The sequence below is a fragment of the Phytoactinopolyspora endophytica genome (assembly GCF_004138495.1).
GTDB classification, from domain to species: Bacteria; Actinomycetota; Actinomycetes; order Jiangellales; family Jiangellaceae; genus Phytoactinopolyspora; species Phytoactinopolyspora endophytica.
Genome location: NZ_ML142866.1, coordinates 113,521 through 114,122, shown reverse-complemented (window position 1 = coordinate 114,122; position 602 = coordinate 113,521). Strand labels below are relative to the sequence as shown.

Here is a 602-nt window from a genome sequence, read left to right as displayed (position 1 = left end):
GTGGTCCCGCGGGAGGTAACCCATGGCGCTGATCCCATGCGCTCCACCCCGCGGGACGCGAGGCGACCACCGCCGGAGTCATGCTCTCGACCGGTACTGTCCTTGCTGCCCACGCCACCTCCTCGGCGAGGGATCAGCCGTGACGGCCGGGCGCGGTCTCGGGCTCCGGTTCGGCGGGCTGCACGCTGTGGCTCGGGAAGTCCTCCAGCTTGCCGGTGGGATCCTCGTCCCAGTCGGTGAATGTCAGCGGGCTGGTCAGGTAGATGGTGAGCAGCTCGGCGATCCGCCGTATCCCGTCCAGGTGGGTGCGCTCGTGCCCATGGCTGGACTCGACGCCGAAACCGACGAGCGCGGTGCGCGTCTCCATACCTGACTCGATTGCCGGTGCGGCATCGGAGCGGTAGAAGCGGTAGACGTCGCGCCGGTAGGGGAGGTCATGCTGCTCGCAGAGGCCGATGAGGCGCCGGGTCAGGTGGTAGTCGAACGGGCCGGTGGAGTCGAGCATCCCGATGTTTACGGTGTCCTCGCGTGATTCCTGTCCCTCGCCGACGACGGCGTTGTCCACGGCGAGGAGTTCGGCCACCCGGTCGTCGAGCCCGTGG

At 68.8% G+C, this 602-nt stretch carries 1 pseudogene; it reads right to left on the bottom strand.

Features of this window, described 5'->3' with window-relative positions:
• Nucleotides 1–133: 133 nt before the first annotated feature.
• Nucleotides 134–602, bottom strand: a pseudogene (locus tag ELR45_RS39285) (osmoprotectant NAGGN system M42 family peptidase); the annotation flags it as partial.